The following is a 12,461-nucleotide window of genomic DNA, read 5'->3' on the forward strand; positions in this document are numbered from 1 at the left end:
CAGCCCCTTTTTATGGGTTTGATTTTGACTGCGGGTGCGTTGTGGTTGCTCGCGCAGTTCCCCGCGCCCCTTACGGGGCGCCCCTTACGACGTGATCGTCACGCCCTCCGGTACGTTCCGTACCCGCGGCAGTCGCGGGTTCACCCGGAGCACGCTCAGGTTTGGGAAGCCGGCCAGCCAGGACATGTCCGGATCGGCGAGCTCCGCGGTGATCCAGAGATGGGTGAGCTGCTCGTGCTCAAGGCCGTCCAGGAGTTCCTCGGTGCGCATGACGCCGACCACCTGGATCCAGGGCCGTCCGCCAAGATGCCGCAGTGCCGCGAGCTCGGCGGTGTCGGAGACGGGGAAGTACAGGCCGACCGGATCCAGATGGGCGATGATCTCGCGCGCGTACCGCTCCGTGTCGAAGTGCCGCCAAGGGCGGACCAGCTCCGCGCGGATGGAGAGCGCCGAGCGGTGGCGCAGGCGGGCGAGGTAGTCGATCGCGGCGTCGTCCTGGACGCGGGTCGCCGTGATGGCGAGCAGCAGCGCCTGCTGGTCGCTCGGCACCTGCTCGGGGTCCGGCAGCTGCTCCAGGACGATGGGGCCGACCCAGCCGAGGCTGCGGGCGGCCAGTTCGTTCGTGGGGCGTACGAGGTTCTTGGTGCGGTCGTGGACGAGTTGCTGCACCGCGGGGTCGAGCTCGGTGACGTGTTCCAGGCAGGCCGCGGCCATCAGGCGCCGGTGGTTCACGTGCGGGCGGCGCAGGTTGGGGGCGGCGGCCAGGAGCCGCTCCAGGAAGTCGGCGCACTCCTCGGGCCGTGCGTGGGCGGCGGACATGCGGATGACCTCCTCCCACTCGGAGCGGTGCGCGTGCTCCACGAGCGTACGGAACTGCCCGCGGGCCACGATCTCCTTGGCCGCCAGATAGTCCTGGAAGGTGCGGTGGATGAAGTCCACGGAGAGGCCCGCCTGTTCGCGGAGCAGCCCTGTGCGGTGCAGCAGATGCCGGAAGATCTTCTCGCCGTCGCCCGCCGCGCGGGCGGAGGGGATGGCGGGCAGGGCCGCGTCCAGGATGCCGACCACGCGGTGGCGCGGCAGCTCCGATACGCCTTCCTCGACCATCGCGTGCGCGAGTTTGCGCAGCAGCAGCTCGCGCGGCCCCTGCTGGAGCCGCACATCATCGGCGTACAAGACATCACGCTCGGGGTCGCGGCGCTGGAGGAGCATCTCCAGGGCGGCGTCGTACAGCTCCTTGCGGCCGTTGGGGAGCGAGCCCGAGCGGTCGCGGTTGAGGGCGCAGATCAGCCCGCACATCAGGGGGTTGGTGGCGAGCTGCCGCAGCTCGCGATAGATGCGTACGGAGTGCAGAAGGCGCTGCTCGTACTCCCTCAGCTCGTCGCGGTCGCGCTGCTCCTTGCACGCTTCGTCGCTCAGCGCGGCCGCGTGCCAGTCGTGGATGAACCGGGTGACCTGGTCGCGTGACATGGGCGCGAGCGACAGCTCCCGGAAGCCTTCCTCGGCGAGGCGCTCCTGGGCCAGCCACCCGTCCTCGACGGCGGAAGGACGCGAGGTGACCAGACAGCCGTTGCCGGAGAAGATGCGCAGGAGACGGCGGAGCTGGCCGCGCAGTTCGCCGCGGCTCGCCTCCGGGGCCTCGTCGATGCCGTCGACCAGGAGCATGGCGCGACCGGCGAGGAGCGTACGGACGACCCAGCCCTCCGGGGCGCGGTCGGCCAGTGGGTGGCGGATGGCGTGCAGGAAGTCGTCCGGGGCGGGGAAGCCTTCGCGGGCGAAGCGGCGTACGGGGAGCACGAAAGGCACCCGGGCGCCCTCGCGGGCCGCGGCGACCGCGAGCCACTGCACGAGAGTCGTCTTGCCCGAGCCCGCGTCACCGCGCAGCAGCACACGCTCGTGCCCCTCCAGGGCGCGGTCGGCGAGCAGCACGGTCCGCGGCTCGCCCGGCACTCCGCTGCCGCTGCTCTCCTCGGCCTCCAGGCTGAGGTAGGTGTCCTCCAGGGGCCAGCGGTCCGGCGCGTTGGCGAGGTCGACGCCGACGATGGTGAGCCAGCCGTGCTGCCGTACGACTTCCTCGGCGTACAGGGCCTCGAAGTCCCGGTCCTCCTGGGAGCGTTCGGGCTGCCGGGCGGCGGCCTCCGCGTCGTTCAGGTCGACGAGCTGGCGTATGCGGCTGGAGCGTCCGGGCATCTGCTGCTGGATGTGCGGGGAGCGGCGTACGAAGTGATAGAGCACATGCAGGCACACGGCCACGAGCAACTCGTCGTGAAACCAGGCGGCGTCGGGGGACAGGTCCCGGTCCGCGCCCTGCACGGCGCCGCGCAGCCGCCGCGCGTAGTCCTGCGGGCCGAGCCGCACGGCGTCGACGTCGGTGAGGTCGAGTTCGCCGACGGCCAGCAGGGTCCTGGCCAACACATCGGCGATGCCGGTGAGTTCACCGCCGGGCGCGGTGTGCGCCTCGGCGGCGAGCTGGACGAACTCGGCGGCCGTGCGGTGGACGTCGTCCGGGGTCGCCGGCGCGTCGGGCCCTCGCCAGGTGGCGAGGGCGGCAATCAACTCCGGTGCGCTGGGCGGCTGTTGAACTGTGGTGCGGATGAGCCGTTGAACGAGCGGAGCGGCGAGCGTCGTGGGAATGCGGACAACGGGCTCCATGGACATTGGGGGTCCCTGCGGGTGGGTTGTCTTGGAGCGTCAAGGTTAGGTGAACTCCGCGTGGATGTCGGGATGGTGGGAGGCATCTGGGCTCGGGATCGGGCTCGGCTTGGGCTTGGGCTCTTCGCTCAGGCGGCGAGCCCCAGGGCCAGGGCGCCGACCACCGGCGCCGCGTAGATCAGGGGGAAGGGGATGTGGGTGTACCAGCGGGCGCGTACGACGGTGATGACGGCGCCGGCGAAGTACAGGATCAGGCTGATTGCGGCCGCGACCCCGATGACGGGTACGAAGAGCCCGACCAGGAGGCCGAGGGTTCCCGCGGCCTTGGCCGTGCCGAGCCAGGGGAGCCAGGTCATGGGGACGCCGTAGTCGGCCATGGGCTCCACCACCCACTTGGAGCGGAGGAAGACGGAGGTGGCGGAGAAGGCGGTCATGGCGGCGGCGAGGAGGGTGACGATGATGTGGGCGGTGGACATGGGGTGCTCCTTCTTGGGGGCGAGGGGGGCTCCGGCTGGTGCCCTTGGTGGTGCCTCGCTGCTATGACGGAGCGCGTCGCGGGAGTGTGACCGGTGGGGAGGGAGGCTTTTCCTCGCGGCGTTGTGTTCTTGCCGGGGCCGCCCGGTTGTCCCGAGGTTGGCGGTTCCGGGCCGGGTGTAAAGGGCGCTCCGCTGCGCTGCGCGTCGGCTGCGCCGATTCCGCTTCGCTCCACCCTTGACACCCAACCCTCCACCGCGAGAAGCGATTTGACCGGGCGGCCACGAAACGGGGCTCACGGGACTGCGGGGATGGGTCATCCGGCTTGAGCGCCGGGTGCGGACTTGTTCGTCGCAGCGTGCCGCCGACTGAAGGGGCGGGAGGCGGGAGGGGGCGCGGTCGGCTCGGGGATGGGTGCCGGCTTCGTCAAGCGTCTGCCGACCGGATCTTCCGGCCCCGGCCGGGAGAGAAGAAGAGAGAGGGGGGTGTGGGGAACCTACTTCGGCAAAGTTGCGTTTCGCGGTGCCGCGCGCCCCCCTTGTGCCAGAACACTACTTTCCCAAAGTAGGTCCCCCACCCCCACCCAGCCTGTGAGGCGTGACGGTCACCCCGGAAGATCCGGACGCCAGACGCTTGACGAGACCGGCACCGCTCCCCGGACCGGCCGCGCACCCCTCCCACCCGGCCGCACTGATACGAACCAGTCCGCACCCGGCAGACAAGCCCGATGACCCGACCGGCAGTCCCCGAGAGCCCCGCTTCCAGGGCCGCCCGGTCATCTCCTCCGTGCGGTGGAGGGACGGGTGTCAAGGGTGGAGCGCAGCGGAATCGGCGCAGCCGACGCGACGAAGGAGCGCCCTTGACTCCCGGCCCGGAATCGCCAACCTCAGGACAACCGGGCGGCCCCGGCACCAATCAAAGCCACAGGCCCGGCAAAGCCCCGCCCTCAGGCGCCTGCTGTGAGGGTGCGTATTAGGGCCGACAGGGCCTTGGGGGTCGTGGTGAGGGCGGTCTCCGGGATGTCGCTTTCGCGGAGGCGGATTGTTCCCTTGGACGTGGCGGCCACGTAGACGCAGTTGTCGCCTGCCCCATCGCTGAAAGTGGACTTCTGCCAGGTGAGTTCGGCCATGACGTACTCCTAGTAGGTATAGAGGACGTGGTGAATGAGCCCCCAGGAGTCCCGACGTTCGTGGCTGCCCGGGGAGCCATCGGCTGTCACACGGGGGAGCGAGTTCCGGCTCAGTGAGTCGAAGGTGCTCCTGTAGCGGGCGATGGATTCGATGTCACCAAGTCTGAGGGGCTCCGCCGGGTGCTCGACGATCACTGTCTCCAGTCCAGGCACACCTGCGCCGAGGATCAGCAGCGGCGTGCCGAACCAGGCGCGGGCCCCGGCGTCGAAGGGCAAGATCTGGATCGTGGTCCCCGGGCGCTGGGCAGAGCGGAGTAGGTGTGTGAGTTGGTCTCGCATGACATCCGAACTGCCCACGGTGATGCGTAGAGCGGCTTCGTGGATGACGGCGTGGATGGTCGTGGGAGAGCCGTCCGCGAGGATCTGCTGGCGTGCGCGGCGGTAGCCGACAAGCGTGTCGATCTCTGCGGGGGAGGCGCCTGGTCGCGAGCTGCAGAAGAGGGCCCGCATGTAGGCCTCGGTCTGGAGCAGCCCTGGAATGAGGAGGGTCTCGTAACTCTGGATCGATGTGGCACGGGATTCCAACTCGGCCAGATCAAGGCTGCGTTGAGGCAGGGACTTGCGGTACTCGGTCCACCAGCCTCTGCCTTTGCTCTCGGCGAGGTCCACCAGAGCGTCGACGTACTCCTCATTCTTGCAGCCATACGCTTTGAGTAGCTCGCGGAGCCGCTGGGACGGGATTCCGGTGCGGCCGGACTCGACATGAGTGAGGTGCGGGCCACCCATGCCGATGAGGCGGCCGCCTTCGCCGACAGCGATTCCGGCCTGTCGGCGCGCTTTGCGTAGTTCGGCCCCGACGCGTCGCTGGCGCTCGCTGATGTTGATCCGCAGTGCCACGTGCAGCCTTCCCTATCTGATTGGGCCTCAGTGTTCCGCTGCGGTAAGCGGGAGTCCACTCAATAGGCAGAGTAGGTTGCAGTTATGTGGAGTTATTCCCTACGCTGAGTGCGGCGACGCTCACGCAGAGATGCCGGAAGCCTCGCTGTCGACGCAGCGCAGCCATGCCTGACCGCAACTGCCGGCGGGCCCTTGCGCGTGAGTGACCGTCACAGCGGACCCGACGCCTGGGAGGCGTTTGATGGGCGTACCCGAGAGTTCTCAACTTCCGCAGACCTACACCCTGTTCACCCCGGCCAGTGCCACCTCACCCAAGATCTGCCGGGACTTCGTGCGCAGCGCGCTGGAGACCCTCGGGCTCGGGCATCTGGCCGAATCCGCCGCGCTCCCGCTGAAGACACCGGTGGGCGGGGGTTGTTTCTCGTGACCGCGTTGTCGGATGTGTGTGGGGTGACGCCCACCGGGGGCGGCAAAGGGGTGTGGTTTCAGCTCAATCGGTGATGGGGCGGTAGGTCTCTACCTCGATGTGGGTGGGGAGGTTCTCCGCACCGGATACCTGGGTGGCCGGGACGGTCATGCTGCGGAGGGTCGTGGGGAGCGACAGTGAGGTGAGGTCGGCCGTCTGCTGGTCGGGGAACGAGAAGAGGCGGATCTCGGTGACCTCGGGGAAGAGTTCCGCGATGCGCGGTGCTGCGGCTTCCCAGCCGTCGGTGCCGCTGAGGCAGAGCAGGCGGACCTGGGGCAGGCTGAACTCGGAGGGCGCGCAGGCGATGCTGCTGGGCGGCACCGTCAGATCCGCCAGGTGGGGGAGGCGGGTCAGGAGTTGCCACTCCGTCTCGGACATCGGTCCCCGGAAGCGGCCGAAGGTGAGCCGTTCCAGCCGCTGCCACGTGGTCACGTACGGCAGATCGGTGAGGGAATCCTCCGAGTTGAGGACGGAGAGGCCGAGCAGTGGTGTCTCGGCCGGGATCGCGGCGAGGCTCCAGGGCTCCTTGACGTCGATGACGAACAGGTGGTTCACCTTGCGCAGTGCGGCGAGTGCCTCCGGAGTCAGGCGGGACGGAGCGATCATCAGCCGCAGGTTGGTGGGCTCGCACGCGGTGAGGAGTCGGGAGGCGGCCTCCGGGGAGGCGGTGGCTCGAATGTCCAGCATTCCCGGGAACAGCCCGAGGCGTTCCAGCTCCGCTGCCTGCGCGTCGCTGCGGATGCTGAACTGCGTGGTGTTGTCGTCGAGTCGGGTGATGATCTGTTCCGCGTAGAGTCGGCAGTCGAAGCGGTCCCAGGCCCACATGAGCTGGCTGTCGACTCTGAAGTTGCGGTGTTGTGTGAAGCGCGCGAGGAACGGGATCGCCGCGTCCGACTTGAGGTGCGTCGCGGCAATGGTGACGTGCAGGGCTTCCTCGTCGCTCAGGCCGTCAGGGCCCGGCAGCAGACCGAGCACCAGAGGCCCGACCGCCGCGAGCGCTCGGGCGGCCTTCGGGCTTTGCGGCGGAATGAACTCCCTCATCCGTCGCTCCACGTCCCCCCGGACCGCCTGCTCCAACTCCGCCGCATGCTCCAGGCAGGCCGCCGCGAGGAGATGGATCCGCATCCGGGCCGGGTCGTCCAGTCGATGCTCGTCCCCGGACGCCAGCAAGTCCCGGAAGATGTGCACCCGTTCACGCGGCCGCGCCTGCGCCACCGTCATCTGGATGACGTCCGCCCATTGGTCGTTTGCCGCGTTGCCGACCAGCAGCCCGAAGTCACCCTCGTCCAGGACTGCCCGCGCCCCCAGGAAGTCCTGGAAGGTGCGGTGTACGAAGTCGACTGTGTCCGGGGCGGGTTCGCGCAGCAGGCCGCTGCGGTGCAGGAAGTGCGCGTACACCGCCGCCGCGTCGCCGAGCGCCGCCAGCTCCGGCACCGCCGGCAACGCGTCCGCGATGATCGCCTCCGCCCGCGAACGATCCATCTCTGTACGGCCGTTGCGGATCAGCCAGTGGGCGAGGCGTTGCAGTAGTTGGAGTTGGGGCTCCTCGCGTATCTCCGGGACTTCCATGTCGCGTTCGCGGTCACGGCGTACGAGGAGCATCGAAAGAGCCGCTGTGTAGAGGTCCTTGTGGCTGAGGGGGAGGAATCCCCTGCGGTCGCGGTGCAGGGCGCAGATCAGGCCGCACATCAGGGGGTTGGTGGCCAGGCGGCCCAAGTCCGACTTCGAGCCGATCGCTTCCAGGAGCTGTTTCTCGTACGAAGCCAGCGCGGCGTCCTCGTCAGGGGTGCCCGTCGCGGCGGCCGCGTGCCAGCGGGCGATGAATGCCGCCACATCCGTCCGGCTCATCTCGGCGAGTGTCAGCTCGGTGAAGCCCTCATCGGCAAGCCAGTCCTCGCGGATCGCCGAGGGGCGGGAGGTGACCAGCCACCGGTTGCCGGGGTACGCGTCGATCAGGTCCGTGAGCCACGCGCGCGTGCGGGCGCGTTCCGGCTCCGGGATCTCGTCGATGCCGTCCACCAGGATCAGGCCGCGGCCTGCCGCAAGGACCCGGGATTCCCAGCCCTTCGGCTGTGTTCCCGCGAGCGGGCAGCCGACCGCCGCGAGGAAGTCCGCCGGGGCGGGGAGGCGCTCGCCGTGGCGGGTGAGGGTGCGCAGGGGGAGTACGTAGGGGATGCGGTCGTGCAGGTATGTCATGCGGTTCTGGGTGGCGGGGCCGCCCGATGCGCTCACCGCCAGCCACTGGACGAGTGTGGTCTTGCCGGAGCCTGCCTCGCCCCTCAGGAGTACGCGGTCGTGGTCGGCCAGGGCCTGGTCGGCGGGGTGGGGTACGGGGGCCGAGCGGTCCATCTGGGCCGCCCACTGCTCGGGGCCCGCGAGGGCAACTTCCTCCAGGGACAGCTGGTGCCTCGCCTCCAGCGACATATACGCCGCATCCAACGGCCACCGCCCCGGCGAATTCGCCAGGTCGATCCCGAAGATCGTCAGCTTCCCGTGCTTCTTCGCGACGTACGCGAGATAGCGCTGCTCGAAGGCCACGTCCTCCGCGCCGGGGAGCGGGCTGCGGGATATCAGTTCGTCCATCTTCGCGATCAGGTCCGCCTGGCGGCGGCTCTGTGCCACCAGCGTCGCGGCCACGAAGGTCGAGCGTTGCGTGAAGAAGTGCAGGATGTGCAGGCAGGTGGTGTCGAGCAGGCGCTCGTAGAAGTACGTGGCGTCCGCCGAGAGGTCGCGGTCCGGGCGGTCGGCGGCCTGGCGGAGGCGGGCGGCCAGGGGGCCGTGGCCCAGTTCGACCGCCTCCACGTCGCTGAGGGTGAGGTCGCCGAGCGCGTGCAGGGTGCGGGTCAGGGCGTCCGCCACCGCCCGTTCCTCGTCGGCGGTGATCGCCCGCTCTCCGGTGCGCAGGGCCTGGCGGACGAGGGCGGCGGCCAGCATTGCCAGGTCCTGTTGAGTCAGCGTGCGCTTCTCGCCTCTGAAGGAGACCAGGCCGGAAAGGCGTACGGGACGGTCCACCAGGCCTGCCCCTGGCCCCTCTCGTACGAAGAGTTTCTTGATCAGAGGGGTTACGGCCGCCGACGCGAGGCGGGTGCCGATGGCCACGGGATCCATGCGCGTGAGCGTAGTGCCGGTCACATTCCGGGGGATGTGGATCTCGGTCCCCGGTGACATGACGCACAGGCGTTATGTCCGATACTAGGCGGAATAGTGGTGACGTACGGGGATCTGGTCGGGACCTTCGGTCCGCAACCTCCGGGACCTTCGGCGCGTCGGGGTGCGGAGCCTTCGATGCGGGCGGGTGTGGGCCCGAGGGCCTCCGCTATGTGGGGTTAAACCCGTCTTCGGTAGCTAATTCCGGCAAGTAGCCGAAGGGGGAATTGTCGGATTTGGTGGGTGTCAAGGGGGCGAAAGGGCCGCCCCGAGCTACGGCTTTCAGTAGTAGATGGGGGGTTTGAGCATGGGTGGGGGTGCGGGTTACCAAGGTATGGCCAACCCGGCGGGGCGCAGAGCTGCGTGTGCCGGGTGCCTTTATGCCCGGCCCGCCGACGCGAGCCGAACCACGCTCCCCATCCCGGAGGTAATCCAGCATGTCGAAGCGCGCCAAGACCCACCATTCCGGCCTGTCCCTGCTCCGTACGCGGACCGCCGTCGTCAGCGTCGCAGCCCTCGGGCTCGGAGCATCGGCAGTTCTCGGATCCGGTGTCGCGGCCGCCGCCGACAGCGCCGGTGCGCTGCCCGGCATCTCCAGCAACTCGATCGCCGCCCAGGCCGCCGCTCAGGCCAAGGCCGCGGAGACGGCCAAGCAGACCGCCGCGAAGAAGGCCGCGCAGGCCAAGCAGGCCGCGGCGAAGAAGGCCTCCTCCTGGCAGGACCCGGTCGACAAGTACACGCTCTCCGCGTCCTTCGGTCTCGGCGGCAGCATGTGGTCCTCCAAGCACTCCGGCCAGGACTTCGCGGTGCCGATCGGCACCTCGGTCGAGGCCGTGCACGGCGGCACCGTCGTCAAGGCCGGCGGCAACGGCGCCGGTGACGGCCCCGCGTACGGCAACGCCGTCGTGATCAAGCACAGCAACGGCACCTTCTCGCAGTACGCGCACCTGTCCAAGATCGACGTGCGCGTCGGCCAGGCCGTCGCCACGGGGCAGCACATCGCCGCCTCCGGCAACACCGGCAACTCCAGCGGCCCGCACCTGCACTTCGAGATCCGTACGACCCCGAACTACGGCACCGCGGTCGACCCCGTCGCGTTCCTGCGCTCCAACGGCGTCACCGTCTGACAGCTATAGACCGCAGTACGACTCAGGCGCCCTCGTGCGCCCGTGTCACCAGATCGATGGCGACCTCGAGGATGGCCTTGCGCTTCTCCTCGGGGTCGCCTTCGGCGTCCTTGAGGACGAACATGCCGCCGTGCATCGTGAACAGCGCGCTGAAGCAGCGCACTTGGGCGGTCATCGGGGCGCCCGGCTCCTTGAGGATGTCGAGCAGGCTGAACATGCGGTCCTTGAAGGTCTCGCCCGTCTTCAGGTCCCGCATCGTCGCCTGGTTCTCCTGCATAAAGCGGAAGAGCGGCGCCGCGCCGGTGAGGATCTCGCTGTAGCGGGTCAGGATCTCCCGCTTGATCTCCAGGGTGCGGGGCTGTTCCTTGCCCCACTCCACCAGCTCGTCGATGGGCCTGGTCAGATCCTCGAAGATGCTGGTGAGGATGTCTTCCTTGGTCTTGAAGTGGTAGTAGAGCGCCGCCTTCGTGACGTCCAGGCGCTCGGAGATCTCGCGCAGTGACGTCTTCTCGTACCCCTGCTCGGCGAAGAGTTCGAGGGCCACGTCCTGGATGCGCTGACGGGTGTTCCCGCGGCGCTGCTGCTTGCCCGTGCCCGTGACCATCTCGGTGCTCCTCGGCTCCCTCGGCTCGAATCCCTGGACTCGAAGGACTCGAATTTACTTACTTGACGCCCGGCTAGTTAGGGGTCTAGTTTCCCTCAGTGTAGTCAACTTGCCGGGCGGCAAGTAAGTAGCGGCGAGGTCGGGGTTACCGGGGAGTGGGGAACATGGCGGAGACCAAGGAACCGAAGGAACAGGCGGAGGGCCCGGCGGGCCCAGCCGGCAAGGCGGAGCCACCGCAGCGCAGTGTGCGTGTCGTCATGCTGGCGCTGATGGTCACGATGCTGCTCGCGATGCTCGACAACATGATCGTCGGCACCGCGATGCCGACCATCGTGGGCGAGCTCGGCGGTCTGGAGCATCTGTCGTGGGTCGTCACCGCGTACACCCTCGCCACCGCCGCCTCCACCCCGATCTGGGGCAAGATCGGCGACATGTACGGGCGCAAGGGCGCCTTCATGACGTCCATAGTCATCTTCCTGGTCGGCTCCGCGACCAGCGGCATGGCCCAGGACATGGGCCAGCTCATCGGCTTCCGCGCCCTCCAGGGACTCGGCGCCGGCGGTCTGATGGTCGGCGTCATGGCGATCATCGGTGACCTCGTTCCGCCGCGGGAGCGCGGCAAGTACCAGGGCATGATGGCCGGCGTGATGGCGCTCGCCATGATCGGCGGACCGCTGGTCGGCGGCACCATCACCGACCACTGGGGCTGGCGCTGGTCCTTCTACATCAACCTGCCGCTCGGTGTCGTGGCCCTGCTCGCGGTGAGCGCGGTGCTGCATCTGCCGAAGAAGCGGTCCAAGGTACGGATCGACTACCTGGGCGCGGCCCTGCTGACCGTCGGCATCACCTCCATCGTCCTCGTCACCACCTGGGGCGGCACGGAGTACGCCTGGGACTCCGCCGTGATCATGGAGCTCATCGGGATCGGCGTCGCCTCGCTCATCGGCTTCCTCTTCGTCCAGACGAAGGCGGCCGAGCCGGTCATGCCGCTGCACATCTTCAAGAGCCGCAACTTCACGCTGATGTCCGTCATCGGCTTCATCACCGGCTTCGTGATGTTCGGAGCGGTGCTCTTCCTGCCGCTCTACCAGCAGTCCGTGCAGGGGGCCTCGGCCACCAACTCCGGGCTTCTGCTGCTTCCGATGCTCGGCGCGATGATGGTCGTCTCGCTGATCGCGGGGCGGGTGACGACCAACACCGGGCGGTACAAGGTCTTCCCCATCGTCGGCGGTGCGCTGATGGTGGTGGGGCTCTTCCTGCTGGCCCAGATGGACACGGACACCTCGCGGGTGACCTCCGGGCTCTACATGGCCGTACTCGGTGCGGGCATGGGCTGCCTGATGCAGATCACCATGCTGGTCGCGCAGAACAGCGTCGAGATGAAGGACATGGGCGTCGGGTCCTCGTCGACCACCCTCTTCCGTACGCTCGGCTCCTCGTTCGGCGTCGCGATCATGGGCGCGCTGTTCAACAACCGGGTGAACGACGTCATGGAGGAGCGGGCCGGGTCGCTCGGCGGGAACGTCACGGAGAAGTCGGCGCAGCTGGATGCGGCGAGTCTGGCGAAGCTGCCGGAGGCGGTGCGGGACGCGTATCAGCACGCGGTGTCTTCCGGTACGCACTCGGCGTTTCTGCTGGGCTCGGCGATCGGGGTGGTCGCTCTGGTCGCGGCCTTCTTCGTGAAGGAGGTCCCGCTGCGGGGGGCTGGGCCGAAGGACTCCGGGCCGGAGGATTCCGGGCCCGGTGGGGCGGTCGAGGGTGCGGCTGGGGACGCCGCGGGGGCTGCGCCGCGGGCGACGGTTGCAGAGGTCGTCTGACCTGCGGTCCGCCTACCCCCGGCTGAACGGGCCCCCGGTGCCTTCTGGCGCCGGGGGCCCGTTTCTTGGCCTGGTCCCTTGGGTTCCGGCACCCGGCAGCTGGCGTTGTGCCCACCCTTCCCCAAGCTCTCGACTCCGCTCGAGCAGGGGA

Annotated in this window: 9 protein-coding genes; 3 read left to right on the top strand and 6 right to left on the bottom strand. The window is 68.8% G+C overall.

Annotated elements, in window-relative coordinates; all coding sequences use genetic code 11:
• Nucleotides 1-84: 84 nt before the first annotated feature.
• From AB0G47_RS26050 to AB0G47_RS26065, 4 genes are all read right to left on the bottom strand, one after another.
• On the bottom strand, nucleotides 85-2,649 hold the full coding sequence (locus AB0G47_RS26050) for an NACHT domain-containing protein (RefSeq protein WP_360774422.1): 2,565 nt from the start codon (nucleotides 2,647-2,649) through the stop codon (nucleotides 85-87).
• 128 nt (nucleotides 2,650-2,777) lie between these two features.
• Nucleotides 2,778-3,125, bottom strand: a complete 348-nt coding sequence (locus AB0G47_RS26055; RefSeq protein ID WP_360774425.1) for a DoxX family protein — start codon at nucleotides 3,123-3,125, stop codon at nucleotides 2,778-2,780.
• A gap of 944 nt (nucleotides 3,126-4,069) precedes the next feature.
• Nucleotides 4,070-4,252: a DUF397 domain-containing protein gene (locus tag AB0G47_RS26060; protein WP_360774428.1), complete on the bottom strand. Its 183-nt coding sequence runs from the start codon at nucleotides 4,250-4,252 to the stop codon at nucleotides 4,070-4,072.
• A gap of 9 nt (nucleotides 4,253-4,261) precedes the next feature.
• On the bottom strand, nucleotides 4,262-5,149 hold the full coding sequence (locus AB0G47_RS26065; protein WP_360774430.1) for a helix-turn-helix transcriptional regulator: 888 nt from the start codon (nucleotides 5,147-5,149) through the stop codon (nucleotides 4,262-4,264).
• A 241-nt stretch (nucleotides 5,150-5,390) separates the two neighbouring features.
• Here AB0G47_RS26065 and AB0G47_RS26070 point away from each other — a divergent pair, with 241 nt between their 5' ends.
• A complete protein-coding gene (locus AB0G47_RS26070) occupies nucleotides 5,391-5,576 on the top strand; it encodes a hypothetical protein (protein WP_360774433.1) in 186 nt (61 codons plus the stop codon).
• A gap of 63 nt (nucleotides 5,577-5,639) precedes the next feature.
• On the opposite strand, the gene AB0G47_RS26075 is transcribed toward AB0G47_RS26070, so the two are convergent.
• Complete coding sequence (locus AB0G47_RS26075) at nucleotides 5,640-8,723, bottom strand: NACHT domain-containing protein (RefSeq protein ID WP_360774436.1); 3,084 nt, start codon at nucleotides 8,721-8,723, stop codon at nucleotides 5,640-5,642.
• Nucleotides 8,724-9,199: 476 nt separating this feature from the next.
• On the opposite strand from AB0G47_RS26075, the gene AB0G47_RS26080 reads away from it, so the two are divergent.
• Entirely contained in the window at nucleotides 9,200-9,889 is a 690-nt protein-coding gene (locus AB0G47_RS26080; RefSeq protein WP_360774439.1) for a M23 family metallopeptidase, read from the top strand.
• A gap of 22 nt (nucleotides 9,890-9,911) precedes the next feature.
• Here the strand turns inward: AB0G47_RS26080 and AB0G47_RS26085 are convergent, their stop codons facing one another.
• A complete protein-coding gene (locus AB0G47_RS26085; RefSeq protein WP_360774442.1) occupies nucleotides 9,912-10,493 on the bottom strand; it encodes a TetR/AcrR family transcriptional regulator in 582 nt (193 codons plus the stop codon).
• Between the two features lie 164 nt (nucleotides 10,494-10,657).
• Between AB0G47_RS26085 and AB0G47_RS26090 the strand changes: the two genes are divergently transcribed.
• Complete coding sequence (locus AB0G47_RS26090) at nucleotides 10,658-12,310, top strand: MDR family MFS transporter (protein WP_360774445.1); 1,653 nt, start codon at nucleotides 10,658-10,660, stop codon at nucleotides 12,308-12,310.
• The last annotated feature ends 151 nt before the right edge of the window (nucleotides 12,311-12,461 follow it).

Origin of the sequence: Streptomyces sp. NPDC021622, assembly GCF_040640795.1 — a bacterium.
Classification (GTDB): domain Bacteria; phylum Actinomycetota; class Actinomycetes; order Streptomycetales; family Streptomycetaceae; genus Streptomyces.

Coding starts and splice junctions, on each gene's coding strand:
- AB0G47_RS26055 (WP_360774425.1), bottom strand. CDS start 3,125: ATGTCCACCGCCCACATCATCGTCACCCTCCTCGCCGCCGCCATGACC.
- AB0G47_RS26090 (WP_360774445.1), top strand. CDS start 10,658: ATGGCGGAGACCAAGGAACCGAAGGAACAGGCGGAGGGCCCGGCGGGC.
- AB0G47_RS26080 (WP_360774439.1), top strand. CDS start 9,200: ATGTCGAAGCGCGCCAAGACCCACCATTCCGGCCTGTCCCTGCTCCGT.
- AB0G47_RS26085 (WP_360774442.1), bottom strand. CDS start 10,493: ATGGTCACGGGCACGGGCAAGCAGCAGCGCCGCGGGAACACCCGTCAG.
- AB0G47_RS26060 (WP_360774428.1), bottom strand. CDS start 4,252: ATGGCCGAACTCACCTGGCAGAAGTCCACTTTCAGCGATGGGGCAGGC.
- AB0G47_RS26050 (WP_360774422.1), bottom strand. CDS start 2,649: ATGGAGCCCGTTGTCCGCATTCCCACGACGCTCGCCGCTCCGCTCGTT.
- AB0G47_RS26075 (WP_360774436.1), bottom strand. CDS start 8,723: ATGGATCCCGTGGCCATCGGCACCCGCCTCGCGTCGGCGGCCGTAACC.
- AB0G47_RS26070 (WP_360774433.1), top strand. CDS start 5,391: ATGGGCGTACCCGAGAGTTCTCAACTTCCGCAGACCTACACCCTGTTC.